18 protein-coding genes are annotated in these 19,512 nt (G+C 67.3%); 1 reads left to right on the forward strand and 17 read right to left on the reverse strand.

All coding sequences use genetic code 11. From position 1 onward, the window contains the following. Window position 1: 1 nt before the first annotated feature. From ybgF to ATSB10_RS10870, 16 genes are all read right to left on the reverse strand, one after another. The gene (gene ybgF, locus ATSB10_RS10795) at window positions 2–856 is read right to left on the reverse strand and encodes a tol-pal system protein YbgF (RefSeq protein WP_205631046.1); all 855 of its coding nucleotides are present in this window, start codon (window positions 854–856) and stop codon (window positions 2–4) included. Further along, window positions 856–1,365, reverse strand: coding sequence for a peptidoglycan-associated lipoprotein Pal (pal, locus tag ATSB10_RS10800; RefSeq protein WP_017461508.1), 510 nt, complete (start codon window positions 1,363–1,365; stop codon window positions 856–858). Before pal ends, ybgF begins: the two co-directional genes overlap by 1 nt. A 254-nt stretch (window positions 1,366–1,619) precedes the next feature. Then, on the reverse strand, window positions 1,620–2,936 hold the full coding sequence (tolB, locus tag ATSB10_RS10805; protein ID WP_063672726.1) for a Tol-Pal system beta propeller repeat protein TolB: 1,317 nt from the start codon (window positions 2,934–2,936) through the stop codon (window positions 1,620–1,622). Window positions 2,937–2,944: 8 nt separating this feature from the next. Then, window positions 2,945–3,886, reverse strand: a complete 942-nt coding sequence (gene tolA, locus ATSB10_RS10810; protein WP_063672728.1) for a cell envelope integrity protein TolA — start codon at window positions 3,884–3,886, stop codon at window positions 2,945–2,947. Continuing rightward, the gene (gene tolR / locus ATSB10_RS10815; protein WP_063672730.1) at window positions 3,873–4,322 is read right to left on the reverse strand and encodes a protein TolR; all 450 of its coding nucleotides are present in this window, start codon (window positions 4,320–4,322) and stop codon (window positions 3,873–3,875) included. Before tolR ends, tolA begins: the two co-directional genes overlap by 14 nt. Window positions 4,323–4,335: 13 nt before the next feature. After that, a complete protein-coding gene (gene tolQ / locus ATSB10_RS10820) occupies window positions 4,336–5,022 on the reverse strand; it encodes a protein TolQ (RefSeq protein ID WP_063672732.1) in 687 nt (228 codons plus the stop codon). A 33-nt stretch (window positions 5,023–5,055) separates the two neighbouring features. After that, entirely contained in the window at window positions 5,056–5,457 is a 402-nt protein-coding gene (gene ybgC, locus ATSB10_RS10825; RefSeq protein WP_063672734.1) for a tol-pal system-associated acyl-CoA thioesterase, read from the reverse strand. 44 nt (window positions 5,458–5,501) lie between these two features. Further along, complete coding sequence (gene ruvB / locus ATSB10_RS10830; RefSeq protein WP_063672736.1) at window positions 5,502–6,548, reverse strand: Holliday junction branch migration DNA helicase RuvB; 1,047 nt, start codon at window positions 6,546–6,548, stop codon at window positions 5,502–5,504. 137 nt (window positions 6,549–6,685) lie between these two features. Then, window positions 6,686–8,602, reverse strand: coding sequence for a potassium transporter Kup (locus tag ATSB10_RS10835; RefSeq protein WP_236886404.1), 1,917 nt, complete (start codon window positions 8,600–8,602; stop codon window positions 6,686–6,688). 15 nt (window positions 8,603–8,617) lie between these two features. After that, window positions 8,618–9,214 carry a Holliday junction branch migration protein RuvA gene (gene ruvA, locus ATSB10_RS10840; protein WP_063672738.1) on the reverse strand — a complete coding sequence of 199 codons (597 nt, stop codon included), beginning with the start codon at window positions 9,212–9,214 and terminating at the stop codon, window positions 8,618–8,620. After that, entirely contained in the window at window positions 9,211–9,732 is a 522-nt protein-coding gene (ruvC, locus tag ATSB10_RS10845; RefSeq protein WP_063674445.1) for a crossover junction endodeoxyribonuclease RuvC, read from the reverse strand. The genes ruvA and ruvC overlap by 4 nt, the downstream gene beginning before the upstream one ends. 40 nt (window positions 9,733–9,772) lie before the next feature. Continuing rightward, a complete protein-coding gene (locus ATSB10_RS10850) occupies window positions 9,773–10,507 on the reverse strand; it encodes a YebC/PmpR family DNA-binding transcriptional regulator (RefSeq protein ID WP_063674446.1) in 735 nt (244 codons plus the stop codon). Between the two features lie 81 nt (window positions 10,508–10,588). Continuing rightward, a complete protein-coding gene (locus ATSB10_RS10855) occupies window positions 10,589–11,236 on the reverse strand; it encodes an esterase/lipase family protein (protein ID WP_063672740.1) in 648 nt (215 codons plus the stop codon). Window positions 11,237–11,333: 97 nt separating this feature from the next. Further along, the gene (aspS, locus tag ATSB10_RS10860) at window positions 11,334–13,100 is read right to left on the reverse strand and encodes an aspartate--tRNA ligase (RefSeq protein ID WP_063672742.1); all 1,767 of its coding nucleotides are present in this window, start codon (window positions 13,098–13,100) and stop codon (window positions 11,334–11,336) included. A gap of 119 nt (window positions 13,101–13,219) precedes the next feature. Further along, window positions 13,220–13,810, reverse strand: a complete 591-nt coding sequence (locus tag ATSB10_RS10865; protein WP_063672743.1) for a DUF3011 domain-containing protein — start codon at window positions 13,808–13,810, stop codon at window positions 13,220–13,222. A 67-nt stretch (window positions 13,811–13,877) separates the two neighbouring features. Next, window positions 13,878–14,150 (reverse strand): FmdB family zinc ribbon protein, encoded by a 273-nt coding sequence (locus tag ATSB10_RS10870; protein WP_063672744.1) that lies wholly within the window; start codon window positions 14,148–14,150, stop codon window positions 13,878–13,880. Window positions 14,151–14,406: 256 nt separating this feature from the next. On the opposite strand from ATSB10_RS10870, the gene ATSB10_RS10875 reads away from it, so the two are divergent. Further along, on the forward strand, window positions 14,407–16,812 hold the full coding sequence (locus tag ATSB10_RS10875) for a TonB-dependent receptor plug domain-containing protein (protein WP_063672746.1): 2,406 nt from the start codon (window positions 14,407–14,409) through the stop codon (window positions 16,810–16,812). A 69-nt stretch (window positions 16,813–16,881) separates the two neighbouring features. On the opposite strand, the gene clpB is transcribed toward ATSB10_RS10875, so the two are convergent. Further along, window positions 16,882–19,470 (reverse strand): ATP-dependent chaperone ClpB, encoded by a 2,589-nt coding sequence (gene clpB, locus ATSB10_RS10880; protein WP_205631047.1) that lies wholly within the window; start codon window positions 19,468–19,470, stop codon window positions 16,882–16,884. Window positions 19,471–19,512: the final 42 nt, after the last annotated feature.

Consider the following 19,512-nt stretch of genomic DNA (forward strand, 5'->3'; position numbering starts at 1 on the left):
CTCAGTTCGCCGACTGCGCGGACTGCAGCTGGATCCGGTTCAGGCGTTCCTGCGCCAGGCTGGCGGCCTTGCTGCCGGGATACTTCTTCAGCACGTCCTGCAGGGTCGCCTTGGCGGCGTCGACCTGCTTGAGCTCATACTGGGTGTATCCGACCTTGAGCAGCGCATCCGGCGCCTTTTCGCTCTGCGGAAACTGCGCCAGCAGACGCTTGAACGCTTCCAGGGCCACCGAATAGTTGGTGGTCACGTAATAGGACTCGCCCAGCCAGTACCAGGCATTCGGCGCCAGGGCGCTGTCCGGGTGCTGCTGGATGAAATCGCGGAACCCTCGCGACGCCGCGGCATAGTCGCCACCGCGCAGCGCGTTGAAGGCCGTGTCGTAGGCAGACTGCTCGTCTGCCGTGGCCGGCGTCGGTGCCGGCGTGGTACCTGCGGCCGTACCGGGCGCGCTCGCCGCAGTACCTGCGGCCTGGGTCGGCACGCCCGCTGCGGTACCGGCGGCTGCCGGAGCGGCCTTGGTCCCCGCGGCGGCTCCGCCCTCGAGGCGGCCGAGGCGGGAATCCAGATCCACGTACTGTGCCTTGCTCTTGTCGTCGAGCATCTGCAACTGATGCTGCAGCTCCTCGATCTGACCCTGCTGCTGTTGCAACTGCGATTGCAGCGCCTGCACCTGGTTGACCAGCCCGATGCCACCCTTGTCCTGATTCTGTGCCTGCTGCTCGAGCCGCGTGACACGCTCGGCGAGGCTGAGGCGGGAATCCTGTGCGGACGCGGGACCGGCCAACAGCATGGCGGACGCAAACGCGCCCGCCATGCCCACGCTGGCTACGAGACGATGAGCCAGACGCGTCTTCATCACTTCGCCGTGTAGACGATCTCGACGCGACGGTTCTTGCTCCAGCAGTCCTCGTTGTGCTCACGGCACACCGGCTTTTCCTTGCCGTACGAGATCACTTCGATCTGGCTGGCCGAACCGCCGGCCGCCTGCAGCGCGTCGGACACGGCATTGCCGCGGCGCTCGCCCAGGCCCAGGTTGTACTCGCGGGTGCCGCGCTCGTCGGTGTTGCCTTCGAGACGGACGTGCGCTTCCGGACGGTCCTGCAGGTACTTGGCGTGGCAGGCCATGATCTGCTGGAACTCCGGCTTGATCTCGCTCTTGTCGAAATCGAAGTACACGACGCGCTGACGCAGGCAGGCATCGGTGTCGAGATCGGCCGGGGTGTACTTGCCGTCGCTCGGCGCCGGCTGGGTCACGGGGGCCGGCTCCGGCTGCGGAGCAGGCTGCTTCACTTCCTGCTTCTTGGAGCAGGCAGCCGCACCCACGCAAAGCAGGGCGACCAGGGCAACGCGAACGGTCTTATTCATGGTGACGTTCCTTAGAAACGGGTTGTTTTCCGACAGTCAATGACGATTACGGTTTCGAGACAGCATGCGCCGGTGGTCCGGCTGTTCTTTTGACTAAAAGCAGAAGTCGAAATGGCGGGTTGCCTCGCCCCCTCGACCACGGGTTGCCGTCAGACACCCGGCAACCCAAAAACCGAGAGGACGCCCGCAGATGTCCTCGCGGGCCCACTCCGTGGGCTGCCGGCGCGGCGATGAGCTGCCGCGCCTGTAGAACCTCAGCGCTGCCGGAACGGGCCCCAGGCGGGTTCACGGACATCGCCGTCGGCCAGCACCAGTCGCTGCCGGACCATGCCGTCGGCCGACACGGCGTAGAGCACGCCACGGGGACCTTCGGTCGCGGCATACAGCAGCATGCTTGCATTGGGGGCAAAGCTGGGCGATTCGTCGATGGGACCCGGCGACAGGAAGCGCACTTGCCCGCCCAGACTATTGTCCATGACAGCAATACGATACACGTTCCCGTTGCCCTGCACCATGGCGATCTGCTTGCCGTCGTAGCTGATGTTCGCCTCGGCGTTGTACTGCCCCTGGAACGTCACGCGCTCGGGTGCACCGCCGGTGGCGGGCATCTTGTAGATCTGCGGCCGGCCCGAGCGGTCGGAGGTGAAGTAGATGGACTGGCCGTCCGGCGACCACTTCGGCTCGGTATCGATCGCCAGGTTGTTGGTCAGCCGGGTTTCCTTGTGGGTCGCCAGGTCCAGCACGAAGATCTCGGGGTTGCCCACGTAGGAAAGCGACACCGCCAGCTTGGTCCCGTCCGGCGACCAGGCCGGCGCACCGTTGATGCCCTTGCGGTGCGCCTCGACCAGCTGCCGGGCTCCGGTGGTGATGTCCTGCACGTAGATGTTGGAGTTGCCGCTCTCGAACGAGACGTAGGCGATCTTCTTGCCGTCCGGCGACCAGGTGGGGGACAGCAGGGATTCGCGCGAGCGGGCGACCACCTGCGGGTTGTACCCGTCCGAGTCGGCCACGATCAGCGAATAGGTGGTGTGGTTGCCGAGCCCGACCGCGGTGATGTAGGCGATGCGGGTCCAGAACGCGCCGCGCACGCCGGTGATCTTTTCGTAGATCTGGTCGGCGATCTGGTGGGCCACGCCACGCAGGTCGCCGACCGGTGCGGTCATCGACTGCGACAGCAGGCTCTGCTGCTTGTTCACGTCCCACAGCTCGTAGTCGACCCGGACCAGGCCGCTGCCGGCGTCGCTGATGTGGCCGACGGTGATGTAGTCCTGCTTGAGCAGCTTCCAGGTGGCGAAATGGATGTCCGAACCCTTGGAGGGGAATTCGACGATCTCGCTCTTGGCCAGCGCGCGGAACTTGCCCGAACGGTTGAAATCGTTGCGCATCACCTCGGCGATGTCGGTCGGCAGCGGCGTACCGCCGTCCTGGGCGAACGGCACCACGGCGATCGGGGTGGCCGTCTTGACGCCACCGACGATGTCGACATTGAGGGACTGGGCGGAGGCCCGGGGGCCGACCAGGGTCGCAAGAACCAGCGCAGCGAGGGCGAACAGCAGCTTGTGTTTACGCATGAGCCTCATCATTGCGGCCTGAAGGTGAAGGTGAGATCACGCTGGAACACGCTCTCGAATCCCTTGTAGGGCAAGGGTTGCGCGCGAAGTACCGCGTTTTCCACCGATCGGCGTCCGGCGTCGTCGTACGGGCAGCTGCTGTCGACCTTGGCGCTCATGACGTCGCCGCCGGGCAGCTGGGTGATATGAACGACACACGGAGCGCTCGGCATGTTATCCGGCCGCAGCCAGTTCTGCGTGACCGCGTTCTGAATCGCTGCTTGATACTTGGCCAGCAGGCTGTCGTCCTTGCCGTTGGTGCCGGTCTGCCGCTGGGTCGCCGCCGGCACGTCCGGCAGGCCGTCGTCCCTGGTGTTCTGCAGATCCTTGAGCTGCTGTTCCGCCTGGCGCTTCCTGTTGTCTGCCTGGCGCGTGGCCGCCGACGCCTTGTCCAGTTTGGCGAACAGCTCGTCGATCTTCTTCTTTTCCTCTTCCTTCTTCCTGGCCGCCTGGGCGTCCAGCTCGGCCTGGCGCTGGCGCTGGCGCTCCTCCTGCTCCTTCTTGGCGTCCTCGGCCTTCTGCAGCGCCTCGGCGACGACCTTCTCCTGGTCGACCACGTCCGGATGCTCCGGCGGCGGCGGCAGCGTCTTGACCTGCGGCGCCTGCACCGTCGGGGTCGGTGGCGGCACGGCCGGGGGCGGTGGCACCGAATCGGGGACCGGACGCGCCTTGGTCGGTTTGGGCGGCGGCGCGCCGGTCGGGCCGATCAGCACCGCCTCGATCGGCTGGCCCGGCAGCTCCAGCGGCTTGGCGCAGGCGATCGGGTTCCACCCGGCCGGCAGGTGCAGCAGCTCGAACCACTTCTCGTAGGTCGAGCAGGGCAGGATCGCCAGGTAGAGGAACGCCAGGATGCCAAGGTGCAGCAGGGCCGCCAGCACCACGGCCAGGGGCGTGCGCTTACTTTCGTCCATCGGACGCGCTCGTCCCCTGCGGCGGCTGGCTCATCAGGCCGACCTTGGCCACCCCGGCCTGCTGCAGGTCGGCCAGCACCTGGTAGACGCCGTCGTACTTGCCGTCGCGGTCGCCGGCCACCAGCACGCTGACCTCGGGGTTCGCCTTGACGAAGGCACCAACCTTGGTCTTCAGGCCCTGCTCGTCGATCGGCTCCTTCCTGGCGTCGCCCAGGGTGAGGAACAGCTTGCCGTCGGCCCCCACGGAGATGATGACCGGGTCCTTCTTGTCCTTCAGCGAACGGGCGTTGGCCTGCGGCAGGTTCACGTCGACGTTCGCGTTGAGCATCGGCGTGGTGACCATGAAGATGATCAGCAGCACCAGCATCACGTCGATGTAGGGAACGACGTTGATCTCGGACTTGAGCTTGTGCCGCTTGCGGTGGGTGGGACGCATGGCAGGCGGCCCCTCAGCGGATGTCGTCGGACTGGATCTGGCGCTGCAGGACCGAGGAGAACTCCTCCTGGAACACTTCGTAGCGCGAGGCGATCCGCTCGACCCGGTTGGCGTAGCGGTTGTACGCCCACACCGCCGGGATCGCCGCGAACAGGCCCATCGCGGTGGCAATCAGCGCCTCGGAGATGTGCGGCGCGACGGCGGCGATGGTCACGTCCTTCATCTCGCCCAGGCCCTGGAACGCGCCCATGATGCCCCACACCGTGCCGAACAGGCCGACGTAGGGCGCGATCGAGCCGACGTTGGCGAGGAACTCGAGGTTGCGCTCGAGCAGGCCGATCTCGCGGGTGCCGGCCACGCGCATGGCCCGCTCGGTACCTTCCATCACCACGCGCATGTCGTGGGTCTTGCGCTGGCGCTGGCGCGCGAACTCGCGGAAGCCGGACTCGAAGATGGTCTCCATGCCGCCGTTGTCGGCGCCACGCCCGCTCACCTCGCGGAACAGGCCGGCCAGGTCGCCACCGGACCAGAAGCGCTCCTCGAACTCCTCGGCGCTCTCGGTCGCGGCTTTCATCTGCGTGTACTTGCGGATGATGATCACCCAGGACATGAAGGAGAACGCCAGCAGCACCAGCATGACGAACTTGACCGGCCAGCTCGCGTCCGCGACCAGCGTGAAAATGTTCAGTCCACCGTTCATGGCTTGGGGAGTTCTCCGCAGGGATAAGGGAATCTAGGGGGTCAGGCCGGGGATGGCGTCGTCCGGTATCCGTACCGGCACCATCCGCTCGACATCGACGCAGGCGACGCGCACCTCGGCCTCGATCAAGCGGGTTCCGTCGCGACGCCGGATGACCTGACCGAACAGGATACTGGCTGCGCGACGCTCTTTGACTTCGACCGTCACGAGCAATTCATCATCCAGCAGGGCAGCCTTGAGGAAGTCCAGCTTCATCGAGCGGACCAGGAAGGCCAGGCCGGTCCGCGCCTTGAACTCGGACTGGGCCACCCCGAGGCTGCGCAGCCACTCGCTGCGGGCACGCTCCATGAAGCGCAGGTAGCTGGCGTGGTAGACCACGCCGCCGGCGTCGGTGTCTTCCCAATACACGCGTACCGGCCATTCGAAGGGGGGCATCGTCGGACTCTCTTGCGAAGGGGCAGGCCGGACGCCGCGCCGGGTCAGCGCTCGTCCGGGTCAGGGGTGAACAGTTCGGGGGCCAGCGCCTGGCGCGGCGGCGGGGCCAGACCAAGATGGCGCCAGCCCTTGGCACTGACCATGCGTCCGCGGGCCGTGCGCACCAGGTAACCCTGCTGGATCAGATACGGCTCGACCACGTCCTCGAGGGTGCCGCGATCCTCGCTCAGCGCCGCCGCCAGCGACTCCACGCCCACCGGGCCGCCGTCGAAGTTCTCGATGATCAGCGCCAGCAGGCGGCGGTCGAGTTCATCAAAACCCTGCGGATCGACCTTGAGCATGCCCAGCGCAGCCTGCGCCGCCTCCTGGGTGATCGCTCCGCCTGCCCGCACCTCGGCATAGTCCCGCACCCGGCGCAGCAGTCGGTTGGCAATGCGGGGGGTGCCGCGCGAACGGCGGGCGATCTCCTGTGCGCCCTCCAGCTCGCAGGGGATGCCCAGGATCCGGGCCGCCCGCCGCACGATGTCGGTGAGTTCCTCGGCCGTATAGAACTCCAGCCGCTGCACGATGCCGAAGCGGTCGCGCAGCGGGGCGGTGAGCATGCCGGCCCGGGTGGTGGCGCCGATCAGGGTGAACGGCGGCAGGTCCAGCTTGATCGAGCGGGCGGCCGGGCCCTCGCCGATCATGATGTCGATCTGGAAGTCCTCCATCGCCGGATAGAGCACCTCCTCGACCACCGGCGACAGGCGGTGGATCTCGTCCACGAACAGCACGTCGTGCGGCTCGAGGTTGGTGAGCAGTGCGGCCAGATCGCCGGCGCGTTCCAGCACCGGGCCGGAGGTGGTCCTCACGCTGACCCCCAGTTCGTTGGCGATGACATGGCTGAGGGTGGTCTTGCCCAATCCGGGCGGCCCGAAGATCAGCACATGGTCGAGCGCCCCGCCGCGCTTCTTCGCCGCCTCGATATAGATCGACAGCTGCTCGCGCACCGGCGCCTGGCCGAGGTACTCGGCCAGGCGCTTCGGGCGGATGGACGCCTCCAGCGCCTCGTCGTCGAGTTGGGCGGCGGCGGTCACGATGCGGTCGGTCATGCCGGCATTATGGCAGGCGGCGGCGCACCTGTAGGAGCGCACCCTGTGCGCGATGGCCTTCGCCCGAGACTGCATCCGGCACCGTCACGCACAGGGTGCGCTCCTACCCCGCGATCGTGCCGGCCCGCTCCGGCCGCTCAGATCTCGACCTGCGCACCCAGCTCGATCAGGCGGTTGCCGGGAATCTGGAAGAACGCCGTGGCGGGCAACGCGTTGCGCGCCATGAAGGCGAACAGCTTGTCGCGCCACAGTGCCATGCCCGGCCGGCGCGCACCCGCCACGATGCTCTCGCGCGACAGGAAGAACGTGGTGTCCATCAGGTCGAACGGCAGGCCGCTGCGCGAGCATTGCCCCAGCGCCAGCGGGATGTTCGGGTCCTCGGCGAAGCCGAAGCGAAGGATCAGCAGATAGAAGCCACCGCCCAGCTCTTCCAGCTGGATCCGCTCATCGGCCTCGGCCACCGGCGTCTCCAGCGTCTCGACGGTCAGCAGCACGTTGCGCTCGTGCAACACCTTGTTGTGTTTGAGGTTGTGCAACAGCGCGTGCGGCACCGCCTCCTGATTGGCGGTGAGGAACACCGCCGTCCCCGGGACGCGCAGCGGCGGATGCTCGGTGATGTTGGCGATGAACGGCTTGAGCGCCAGTCCGCTCTGCTTGATTTCGCGCACGACCAGATCGCGACCGCGGCGCCAGGTGGTCATCAGCACGAACATCACCAGGCCGAGCACCAGCGGGAACCAGCCGCCCTGCAGGATCTTCAGCGTGTTGGCACCGAAATAGCTCAGGTCCACCGACAGCAGCGCGATCGCGGCCACGATGACCAGCGCCCGGTTCCAGTGCCACATGCGGCGGGCCACGATCATCACCAGCACGGTGTCGATCGCCATCGTGCCGGTCACCGCGATGCCGTAGGCGCCGGCAAGGGCATTGGAAGACTGGAAGCTCACGACCGTGGCGATCACCGCCACCATCAGCGCCCGGTTCACCCACGGCAGAAAGATCTGTCCGATCGCCTCGCGCGAGGTGTGCACCACCTGCATGCGCGGCACGAAGCCGAGCTGGATCGCCTGCCGGGTCACGGTGAAGGCGCCGGAGATCACTGCCTGCGAAGCGATCACGGTGGAGGCGGTCGCCAACCCGATCATCGGGTAGAGCGCCCAGTCCGGCACGGCGTGATAGAACGGGTTGTCGATCGTGGTCGGATCGACCAGCAGCAGGCCGCCCTGCCCGTAGTAGTTCAGCAGCAGCGCCGGCATCACGAAGAAGAACCAGGCCGCGCGGATCGGGAAGCGGCCGAAGTGGCCCATGTCGGTGTACAGCGCCTCGGCGCCGGTCACGCAAAGCACCACCGAGCCCAGTGCCAGCGCCGAGGCCATGCCGTGGGTCATGAAGAACTGCACGGCGTACCAGGGGTTGAGCGCGTACAGCACGCCCGGCGCCTTGAGGATGTTCCACACGCCGATGGTGCCCAGGCTGAGGAACCACAGCACCATGACCGGACCGAACACCGTGCCGACCTTGGCGGTACCGTGCCGCTGCATCCAGAACAGGCCCAGCAGCACCACCACGGTGACCGGCACCACCCAGTGGGCCAGTCCCGGCGCCGCCACCTCCAGACCCTCCACCGCCGACAGCACGGAGATGGATGGCGTGATCACGCCATCACCGAAGAACAGCGCCGCACCGAGCAGTGCCATCAGCACGACCAGCTTGCGCATGCGCGCCGACTGGCCCACCGCCCGCTGCGCCAGCGCCATAAGCGCCATGATGCCGCCCTCGCCCTTGTTGTCGGCGCGCATCACCAGGCTCACGTACTTCAGCGCCACCACGATGATCAGCGACCAGGTGACCAGCGAGAGGATGCCCAGCACCGTCGCCGGTCGCGGATGCAGTCCGTGCTCGGGCAGGAAGGTCTCGTGCATGGTGTACAGCGGACTGGTGCCGATGTCGCCGAACACCACGCCGATGGCGCCCAGGATCAGCGTCGAGACGCTGCCGTGCCCGCCGCCCTCGGCGGATCCGTCCTGTTGCGTGACTTGCGTTGGCTGGCTCATGGAACTCCCGGCTGCCTAGCCGCCCAGGGCGGCGCGCAGCGCCTTGCGGATGATGGCCTCGGCGCTGTCGCCGTCGGCCGCGACCTTCTGCACCAGGCGCGTGACCTCGGCCGGCTTGTAGCCAAGCTGCTGCAGCGCGACCGTGGCCTCGCCGGTCGCGTCCAGCGGAGTGCCGGTGGCGGGCTGGCCGGGCAGCCGGACCTGGTCCAGTCCCTCCACCCGGTCACGCAGTTCCACCACGATACGTTCGGCGGTCTTCTTGCCGATGCCGGGGATCTTGGTCAGCGCCACCACGTCGCCGGCCTGCACCAGCCGGGCAAAGTCCGCGGTGGATACGCCGGACAGCACCGCCAGCGCGATTTTCGCGCCGATGCCGCTGACCTTCAGCAGACTGCGGAACAGGGCGCGCTCCGACTCGTGCAGGAAGGCGTAGAGGGCGACGCTGTCTTCCTTCACCGCATGGTGGGTGAGCAGGGTCACTTCCTTGCCGGTGGCCGGCAGGTCGAAGATCGTCGACATCGGCGCCTCGACCTCGTAGCCCACGCCACCGACATCGATGAGCAGCGACGGCGGTTGTTTGGACACCAGGGTGCCACGCAGGCGACCGATCATCGTCCGCGCCTCCAGGCCGTGCGCGGTATGCCGACGCGGGCCAGGCTTGAGCGGGTGTGCGCGTGGGTCACGGCGATCGCCAGTGCATCGGCGGCATCGGCCTGCAGCGGCCCCTTGAGCCCGAGCAGGACGCCGATCATATGCTGGACCTGGGTCTTGTCGCCACGGCCACTGCCGACCACCGACTGCTTCACTTCGGTTGCTGCGTATTCGTGCACCGCGATCCCCTGGCTGACCACCGCACAGATCGCGGCACCTCTCGCCTGCCCGAGCTTCAACGCCGAATCGGCGTTGCGTGCCATGAACACGCGCTCGATCCCGCATTCGGACGGACGATGGGCGGCGATGATGTCACACAGCTCGTCAAAGATGCGTTTCAGGCGCAATGGAAACGACGCCTCGTTGCCCACCACCAGCGCACCGTGGAACACGTGGCACAGCTTGCCCTGCGCGTCGACATCGATGATCCCGACGCCGGTGCGCTGGCTGCCGGGATCGATGCCGAGAATGCGGGTCATGCGCTGCACGCGCCGACGCGGCGCCGGGGCCGTCGCCGGATCAATCCGTCGCCTCGGTCGGCAGGATCGCGTTGTGGTAGACCTCGCTGACGTCGTCCAGCGCGCCCAACCGCTCGAGCAGGTCCTGCATGGTTTCCTGCGCGTCGGCGGGCACCGCCACGCGATTGTTCGGACGCATCCCGACGCCGGCATGGTCGGACTCCAGCCCGGCCGCGGCGAGCGCCTGCTGCACCGCCTCGAAGTTTTCCGGCGCGCAGATCACCGTGCTCTCGCCGTGCTCGTTCACCACGTCGTCGGCTCCCGCCTCCAGCGCCGCCTCGAGCACCTTTTCCTCGGCCGCCTCGTCGCCACCGGTGGCGAACACGATCTCGCCGCAATGGGTGAACTGGAACGCCACCGAGCCACTGGTGCCCAGGTTGCCGCCGTGACGCGTCAACGCGTGGCGTACATCGGCCACGGTGCGGGTGGGGTTGTCGGTGAAGCACTCGATGATCAGCGCAACGCCGGCCGGGCCATAGCCCTCGTAGCGCAGCTCCTCCATCGCCGCGCCGCCATCGGCGCCCGAGCCGCGCTTGATCGCGCGCTCGATGGTGTCCTTGGGCATGTTGGCCGAGAGCGCCTTGTCGACCGCGGCGCGCAGGCGCGGGTTGCCGGACGGGTCGGCGACACCGGCACGGGTGGCGACGGTGATTTCGCGGATCAGCTTGGTGAACACCTTCGCGCGCTTGGCGTCTTCGGCGTTCTTGCGACCTTCGATGGACGGGCCTCTACCCATGGCGTTGCGCAACCTGACTGTGGACAAGCGCCGAATTTTACTCCATCCCCCCGCGGGCGGTGGAAGGGCACCGCCGCGGACTCAGCCCGCCGGCACGACGGCTGCGGCGAAATGCCCCTCGCGCAGGAACCGGGCGGTCAGGCGCGCCACATCGGCCGAAAACAGCAGCCCGGTGTGGTTGGTGTCCACCACGCAGTGGTCGGCCAGGCCCGCCAACCGGGTCTCGGCGACCGCGACCGTACCGTCGTGGTCGCCCTCGATATGGGTCAGCACGGAGCCCAGCCCGATCGGCGACCGGCCGGCGATCACGCCCACCTCGCGCTCGGCATCCCAGCGCTCGAAGCCCTTCTCGATCAGGTCGCGGTTGTGGCCCAGCAGCACCTCACCGCCACGACCGAACCGCGCGAACTCGCGCGCTGCGGCGCTGCCGCGCAGGGGGGACCCCAAGCACACCACGCGCCCCGGCGGCAATCCGCGGGCACCATGGCAGGCCTTCAGCGCGAGCAGCCCGCCCAGGCTGTGTCCTACCAGGTGCACCGCGCCGCCGCTCTCGCCGATGTCGCGCATGCGGGCATGCAGGCGCTCGAGGATGTGTTCCTGCGTCGCCGCCACGCTGAGGTAGTCGAAGCGGTGCACCCGGAATCCGGACTCCATCATCCGCCGGTGCAGCATGGCCAGCGCGAAACCGCGCATCCACAGACCGTGCAACAGGATGATTTGATCAGTCATGGGCATCGATCAACCGGAAAGAGAAGGCCCAGCCCACCGGGCGGAGCGGTGCATTCTGCCGGCACCGCCCCCGGCCTTCCGCCGACAGCATCGCGCTTCAGGCCGACGGCTCGACGGCCGTGCGCACGTGCAGTTCCTTCAGCTGCGCCTCGCCCACCGGCGACGGCGCATCGGTCATCAAGTCCTGCGCGCTGGTGGTCTTGGGGAAGGCGATCACGTCGCGGATCGAGTCGGTACCGGCCATCAGGGCGGCGATGCGGTCGATGCCGAACGCCAGGCCGCCGTGCGGCGGCGCGCCGAACTTCAGCGCCTTGAGCAGGAAGCCGAACTTCATCTCGGCCTCTTCCGCGCCGATGCCGAGCAGCTCGAACACCGCGCTCTGCATCTCCGGACGATGGATGCGGATCGAGCCGCCGCCGATCTCGTTGCCGTTGAGCACCATGTCGTAACCGCGGCTCACCGCGATCGCCGCATTCGCCTTGAGGTCGGCGATGTCGTCGACCTTGGGCGCGGTGAACGGGTGATGCAGGGCGACGAAGCGCTTTTCCTCCTCGTCGTATTCGAACATCGGGAAGTCGGTGACCCACAGCGGCTTCCAGCTATTCTCCACCAGGCCGCGATCCTTGCCGACCTTCAGGCGCAGCGCACCCATGAAGTCGGTGACCGTCTTCCATTTGCCGGCGCCGACGAACACGATGTCGCCGGTCTGCGCGCCGGTGGCCTTGAGCAGACCGTCCAGCGCCGCGTCGTCGAGGAACTTCGCCACCGGCGAATTGATGCCCTCGCGCCCCTTGGCCAGGTCGTCCACCTTGATCCAGGCCAGACCCTTGGCGCCGTAGCGGGCGACGAACTCGGTCAGCGTGTCGATCTCCTTGCGCGATAGCGAGGCCGCCTCCGGCACGCGCAGCGCGGCCACGCGGCCGGCCGGATCGTTGGCCGGCTCAGCGAACACCTTGAACTCGACGTGCTTGAGCGCCTCGGCCACGTCCACCAGCTCCAGCGCGATGCGCAGGTCCGGCTTGTCCGAGCCGAAGCGGCGCATCGCCTCTTCCCAGGTCATGCGCGGGAAGGCGGCGTCCAGTTCGACGCCCTGCACTTCCTTGAACACGTGGCGGATCAGCTCCTCCACGAAGTCCTGCACGTCGTGCTCTTCGACGAAGGCGAACTCCAGGTCGAGCTGGGTGAATTCCGGCTGGCGGTCGGCGCGCAGGTCCTCGTCGCGGAAGCAGCGGGCGATCTGGTAGTAGCGGTCGAAGCCGGCCATCATCAGGATCTGCTTGAACAGCTGCGGCGACTGCGGCAGCGCGTAGAACTGGCCCGGATGCACGCGACTGGGCACCAGGTAGTCGCGCGCGCCTTCCGGCGTGGCCTTGGTCAGGATTGGCGTCTCGATATCCTGGAAGCCGCGATCGTCGAGGTAGCGGCGCAACGCCTGCACCAGCTTGATGCGCTTGCGCATCATCGCCTGCATCTCGGGCCGGCGCAGGTCGAGGTAGCGGTAGGTCATCCGCATGTCCTCGTTCGGGTTCTCGTGCAGCGCGAACGGCAGGTCCTTCGCCGCGTTCAGAACCTCCACCTTCTCGGCCAGCAGTTCCACCGTGCCGGTCTTCAGCTTGTCGTTGACCGAGAGCCGCGCGCGGATCGTGCCGGTCACGCGCAGGCAGTACTCGTAGCCCACCTCGCCGGCCACGGCGAAGGCGTCGGCGTTCTCGCGCTCCACCACCACCTGAGCGAGACCTTCGTGGTCACGCAGGTCGATGAAGGCGACGTGGCTTTGCAGGCGGGTCTTGTTGACCCAGCCGCACAGGGTGACGGTCTGGCCGACCAGGGACTCGTCGATGAGTCCGCAGTAGTGGGTGCGCATGCGCTTGGAACTCCGGGCCGCGATCGCGGGATGGGCAGGGAAAAGACCGGCAATGGTAGCACCGCAGCCGACGCAAGCCGCCGACGGCGGAGCGGGTCGGGACCCGCTCCGCGACCGCCTCACCAGCGCCGCTCCACCACGAACTGGCCGCGGCAACCATGGTCGACCCACACGCCCGCGCGGTTGTAGCCCCAACTGTAGCCCTCGGTACAACGGGAGCTGGAGAGCTGCCGCACCAGCCTGGCCCGGCCGTGCCGCCCCGTGTCGACCCGGCACATCTGGTAGTGGCGGCCATTGCTGTCGCACTGCAGACGGATGTCGCGATCCCAATCGCGCCCCGGACGCCAGCCGCCGCGGTCATCGTCGTCACGATGGTGCCAGCGGTCGCGGTCATCGCCATCGCGCCAGCCACCATCATCGCGGTCGCCGTACCCGCGGTCGGCGGCCACAAAGAGACCGCGGCAGCCGCGATCGACCCACAACACGCCGCGATCGACACCCCAGCTCTGCCCTCGGATACAGGCTGCCTTGGACTCCTGGCGGAGCAGGCGGGCATTTCGCCAGGGCATGACACAGCGGGCGTAGTGTCCGTCCTGGCTGTTGCAGCGGACCGGATCGTTCCAGCCCTGCCGGGCTTCCACCGGGCCAGGGAAAGAGAGGGACAGGATCGCGATGGCCAGAACGCCGAGAGCGGCGGGAGAAATCCGCATGAAAACCCCTTCGAAGTCAGGTAGCCGAACCCTATAGCCGCCCGCCCCAACGGGGTTTGAACCGTGGTCAGTCGCTGCTGGACGAAGGCGCCGGGGCCGCCGGAGCCGCTGGGGCTGGGCCGGCCACATCCCCGGCGAGGTTGCGCTTCTTGTCGCCGTCCTTCTTGAAGTCGGTCTCGTACCAGCCGCTGCCAGCCAGCCGGAACGACGGCGCGGTGACCTGGCGCTGCACCTGCTCGGCGCCGCAGGCCGGGCAGACGGTCGGATCGGCATCGGAAAGCTTCTGCAGGCGGTCGAATGCATGACCGCATGCCTTGCAGGCAAACGCGTAGATGGGCATGGATCGGAATCTCCAGGGAACCTCGATGGCGCCGGTCTATGGCGGCGCACCGGGGATTTTCAAGCACGGCGCCCGACGGTCCAAGGGACACCTTTGTTACATATTACTAACGTCAGGTTGACAGAACGGCGTCCGCTGCCTAGCTTCCGAAGACAGGGAATCATGCCGCATCGCAACATCTCACGCGATCCGGCCCACTGCTACAGGGATAACCGTCGCGCCCCACACGCGACCCGTCGACCCGGGGAGAAACATCATGCTTTCACGACCCACGCTGACCCGCACCGCTCTCGCTGCCGCCACGCTGCTTGCCTTGTCGCAGGTAGCCGTCGCGCAGGACGCCTCCACCAGCCAGGACGCCGCCAAGAAGAAAACCACCGAACTGCAGACCGTGGTGGTCACCGGCACCCGCTCGTTCGACCGCACCGAGTCCACCTCGCTGGCGCCGATCGACGTGCTGACCCCGAAGGACCTGCAGAACACCGGCGCCCCCAATCTTGCGAGCGCGCTGCGCACGCTGCTGCCGTCGTTCAACTTCCCGCAGCCCTCGGTCACCGACGCCACCGACGCGACCCAACCGGCGCAGCTGCGGGGCCTTTCGCCCGACCAGACGCTGGTACTCATCAACGGCAAGCGTCAGCACCCGACCGCCATCGTCAACGTCAACGGTTCACTCGGGCGCGGCTCGTCGCCAGTGGACATCAATGCGATCCCGATCAACGCCATCGACCACGTCGAAGTGCTGCGCGACGGTGCGGCCGCCCAGTACGGTTCCGACGCCATCGCGGGCGTCATCAACATCATCCTCAAGGGTGGCGCGCAACACGGCTCGGCCAGCCTGACCGGCGGCCGCTACGACACCGGCGACGGCAAGACCTGGCAGGGCGGTGCCGATGGCGGCTTCAAGCTCGGCGACAAGGGCTGGGTGCACCTGAGCGCCAATGCCAGCCACCAGGACCCGACCAACCGCGCCGGTCCGGACATGCGCTATCCGTCCGACCCGACCTACAACACCGTCACCTTCCATTACGGCCTGCCGCTGACCCGCTCCAAGCAGGCGGCGATCAACGCCCAGTACGACCTGAGCCCGGCGGCCCAGCTGTACGCCTTCACCCTGTTCAACAAGCGCAACGTCAGCTCCGGCGGCTTCTTCCGCTCGCTGTCGACCTACTCGGGCAGCCACCCCGGCGCACTGGCGCAGTACCCGAATGGCTACCTGCCGATCGAGAACAGCGCCATCCGCGACGACTCCGAAGTGCTCGGCGTGCGCGGCAAGGTGGCGGGCTGGAACTACGACCTGAGCGCCAATACCGGCGGCAATCACTGGAAGCTGCACACCGCCGACACCTACAACTACTCGCTCGATCCAAACTCGCCGACCGGCTTCTACATCGGCACGCTGAGCAACCGGCAGGACAGCTTCAACGGGGACTTCAGCCGTGACTTCAATGTCAGCGGTCTCGAGAGCCCGCTGACCGTGGCCTGGGGTCTCGAACATCGGCACGAATCGTTCACCATCAAGCAGGGCGATGCCGCCTCCTACGCCGGCGCCGGCGCCCAGGTCTTCCCCGGCTACCAGCCTGGCGACGCAGGCACCCACAGCCGCAACAGCGATGCGGCCTACATCGACCTCGAGACCGACCTGACCTACAAGTTCTCCGCTGGCCTGGCGGCGCGCTACGAGCACTACAGCGACTTCGGCAGCACGACGTCGGCGAAGCTGTCGGGCCGCTACGCGTTCACCGACACCGTGGCCGTGCGCGGCACTGTGTCCAACGGCTTCCGTGCGCCATCGCTGCAGCAGGAGTACTACTCCTCGACGGCGATCAACTTCGTCAACCAGGGCAACGGCGTGCTGGTGCCGTACACCATCCGCACCTTCCCGGTGAGCGACCCGGCGGCGCAGGCGCTGGGCGCCCAGAACCTCAAGCCGGAGAAGTCGCGCAACTACAGCGTGGGCCTGGTGCTGACGCCGGACAGCGGCCTGTACACCACCCTGGACCTGTACCAGATCGACATCGACAACCGCATCATCCTGAGCGGCAACCTGGTCGGTACCGCGGTGCAGGACTACCTCACCTCGGTGGGGATTCCGTTCGTCAGCGGCGGTCGCTTCTTTACCAATGCGGTGAACACCCGCACCCGCGGTGCGGACCTGGTATCCACCTACCCCATTGAACTGCAGAGCTCCTCGCTGAAGCTCACCGGCGGCATCAACTGGAACAAGACCACGATCCGCTCGATCGCGCCGAATCCGCCGCAGCTGGGCCTGGCGGGCCTGACCCTGACCGTCATCGACCGATCCGAACAGGGCCGCATCACCAAGGGCACACCCAAGACCAAGGCCTTCGTCGCTGGCGACTGGACCATGGGCAACTGGAGCCTGCATGGACAGCTGACCCGTTACGGCGAATGGACCACCTTCGCCACCAATCCGAGCGGCGACCAGACCTACGGCTCCGCCGTGCTGCTGGACCTTTCGGCCAGCTACAACTGGAACGACTGGAGCTTCACCATCGGTGGCAACAACGTGACCAACCAGTACCCCGACAAGAACCAGCCCCGCACCAGCGCCTTCAACATCATCCTGCCGTACCCGAACTCCTCGCCGTTCGGCTTCAGCGGCTCGTACTACTACGCGACCGTGGCCTACCACTGGTAAGTCACGCCGCGCAGGAAACGAAAAAGCCCGCCTCACGGCGGGCTTTTTCTTGGGGCGACGGTCCGGTAATCAGACCTTGCGGAACACCAACTGGCCGCCTTCGGCGTCCACCGCCACGGTGGCTCCCGGCGGGAAGTGTCCCTCCAGGATCTGCCGCGACAGCGGATTCTCCACCTGCTGCTGGATCGCCCGCTTCAGCGGTCGTGCGCCGTACACGGGATCGAAACCGACGTTGCCCAGCAGATCCAGCGCCTTTTCGCTGATGGTCAGCGACAACTGCCGCTCGGCCAGCCGCTTCTCCAGGCTGCGCAGCTGGATCCGCGCGATCTGGCGGATCTGCGGCTTGGTCAGCGGGTGGAACACCACGATGTCGTCCAGCCGGTTGATGAACTCCGGCCGGAAGTGCGCCTGCACCACACCCATCACGGCGGCCTTCATCTGCGTATAGGCCTCCGGGCTGTCGTCGCCGGCCAGCTCCTGGATCTGGTGCGAACCGAGGTTGGAGGTCATCACGATGACCGTGTTGCGGAAGTCCACCGTGCGGCCCTGGCCGTCGGTGAGACGACCGTCGTCGAGCACCTGCAGCAGGATGTTGAACACGTCCGGATGCGCCTTCTCCACCTCGTCCAGCAGGATCACGCTGTACGGCCGACGACGCACCGCCTCGGTGAGGTAGCCGCCCTCTTCGTAGCCGACGTAGCCCGGAGGCGCACCGACCAGCCGCGACACCGCGTGCTTCTCCATGAACTCGCTCATGTCGATGCGCACCATCGCGTCGGCCGAGTCGAACAGGAATTCGGCCAGCGCCTTGCACAGCTCGGTCTTGCCCACGCCGGTGGGACCGAGGAACAGGAACGAGCCACTGGGCCGGTTCGGATCGGACAGGCCGGCGCGGGAACGTCGTACCGAATCGGCAACCACCTTGATCGCCTCCTCCTGGCCGACCACGCGGGTGTGCAGCGCATCCTCCATCTTCAGCAGCTTCTCGCGCTCGCCCTCCAGCATCTTGGAGACCGGGATGCCGGTCCAGCGCGAGACCACCTCGGCGATCTCCTCGGCGGTGACGCGGTCCTGCACCAGCTTGAACTCGCCCTGCTGCTCGGCGGCCTGCGCCGCGGCCAGCTGCTTCTCCAGCTCCGGCAGGCGGCCGTACTGGATCTCGCTCATCTTGGCGTAGTCCTGCCGGCGCTGGGCGGCCTCCAGCTCGACGCGCGCGGCCTCGATCTGCTCCTTCACCTTGGTCGCGCCCTGCAGCGCGGCCTTCTCGGACTTCCAGACCTCGTTGAGGTCGGAGAACTCGCGCTCGAGCTTCTCGATGTCGGCCTCCAGGTCGGCAAGGCGCTGCTTCGAGGCGTCGTCCTTCTCCTTCTTCAGCATCTCGCGCTGGATCTTCAGCTGGATCAGCCGGCGCTCGAGGCGATCGAGCTCCTCCGGCTTGGAGTCGATCTCCATGCGGATGCGGCTGGCCGCCTCGTCCATCAGGTCGATCGCCTTGTCCGGCAGCTGGCGGTCCGGAATGTAGCGGTTGGACAGCGTGGCCGCGGCGACGATCGCCGGGTCGGTGATCTCCACGCCGTGGTGTACCGCGTAGCGCTCCTTCAGGCCTCGCAGGATCGCGATGGTGTCCTCCACGCTCGGCTCGCCCACGAACACCTTCTGGAAGCGGCGTTCCAGCGCGGCATCCTTCTCGATGTACTTGCGGTACTCGTCCAGCGTGGTGGCGCCGATGCAGTGCAGCTCGCCGCGCGCCAGTGCGGGCTTGAGCATGTTTCCGGCATCCATCGCGCCATCGGCCTTGCCTGCGCCGACCATGGTGTGCAGCTCGTCGATGAACAGGATGATCTGGCCCTCGTTCTTGGCCAGGTCGTTGAGCACCGCCTTCAGGCGCTCCTCGAACTCGCCGCGGAACTTGGCGCCGGCGATCAGCGCGCCCATGTCCAGCGCCAGCACGCGGCGGTCACGCAGGCCCTCGGGCACCTCACCCTTGACGATGCGCTGGGCCAGGCCTTCGACGATCGCGGTCTTGCCCACGCCGGGCTCGCCGATCAGCACCGGGTTGTTCTTGGTGCGCCGCTGCAGCACCTGGATGGTGCGGCGGATCTCCTCGTCGCGACCGATCACCGGATCGAGCTTGCCGCTCTCGGCGCGAGAGGTGAGGTCGATGCAGTACTTCTCCAGCGCCTGGCGCTGGTCCTCGGCGTTCTCGCTCTGCACCTTTTCGCCGCCACGCACTTTCTCGATCGCCGCCTCGAGGTTGGCCTTGGTCGCACCGGCCGCCTTCAGGGCCGCGCCCAGCTCGCCCTTGTCCTCCAGCGCCGCCAGCACGAACAGCTCGCTGGCGATGAACTGGTCGCCGCGCTGCTGTGCGAGCTTGTCGGTGAGGTTGAGCAGGCGCGACAAGTCATTGCCGACGTTGATGTTGCCTTCCTGCCCACTGACCTGCGGCAGCCGCGCGAGGATCTCGCCCACGCGCTGGCGCAGCGCCGGCACGTTGACCTGCGCCTGGGCCAGCAACGGCGCGGTCGAACCGCCCTGCTGGTCGAGCAGTGCCGCCATCACGTGCGCCGGCTCGAGCATGTTGTTGTCGCGGCCGACCGCCAGCGACTGCGCGTCGGCCAGCGCCTGCTGGAAACGCGAGGTGAGTTTGTCCATCCGCATGAGGTGATCCCCCTCCAGAAAATTGTTTGGCGGCCGTGCCGC

Origin of the sequence: Dyella thiooxydans (assembly GCF_001641285.1) — a bacterium.
GTDB lineage: Bacteria > Pseudomonadota > Gammaproteobacteria > Xanthomonadales > Rhodanobacteraceae > Dyella_A > Dyella_A thiooxydans.